The sequence below is a fragment of the Solihabitans fulvus genome, from assembly GCF_008386585.1.
Taxonomy (GTDB): domain Bacteria; phylum Actinomycetota; class Actinomycetes; order Mycobacteriales; family Pseudonocardiaceae; genus Solihabitans; species Solihabitans fulvus.
The window spans coordinates 1-515 of record NZ_VUOB01000225.1 but is presented as its reverse complement, the minus strand read 5'-3'; the positions used below and the strand labels follow the sequence as shown (position 1 = coordinate 515).

The 515-nt window shown below is 69.5% G+C and carries 1 protein-coding gene; it reads left to right on the top strand.

Annotated elements, in window-relative coordinates; genetic code table 11:
* On the top strand, window positions 1–360 hold a 360-nt coding region (locus F0L68_RS41400), incomplete at its 5' end, for a primase C-terminal domain-containing protein (RefSeq protein WP_188317132.1).
* Between the last annotated feature and the right edge of the window lie 155 nt (window positions 361–515).

Here is a 515-nt window from a genome sequence, read left to right as displayed (position 1 = left end):
TCGCTGCCGCGCCGGGCCGTCGACTCGTCGGGACTGGGCCGCAACGTGGCGCTGTTCAACAGGGTGCGCCTGTGGGCGTATCGGGCGCGGCTTCGCTACGAGGACCGCGTCGAGTGGGAGGAGGTCACCTTCGCCTACGCGGTCAACGTGAACGCCGAGTTCGCGGTCGAGCTGCCGCTGGCCGAGGTGGGCCACACGGCCCGATCGGTGGCGCGGTGGGTCTGGCGGAACTTCTCCCGCGAGAAGTTCTCGACGATCCAGGCCTCACGCGGCCGGATCACCTCGGAGGCGAAACGGGAGGCGAACCGCAAGCGCGCCACGAAAGTCGACCTCGCCACGGCACTGGAGGCGTGGGGGTGACCGCGAAATACCCCCAGCGTCGGAAGGTCACCGCGCGGGAGGCCGCGGCACAGTTCGACGTGACGCCCCGCACGGTGAAGCGGATCATGGCCGAACCCCGCGAGGAGTTCCTGGATCGAGCGGAGAAGCTACGCGAGCAGGTGGTGTCGTTACGG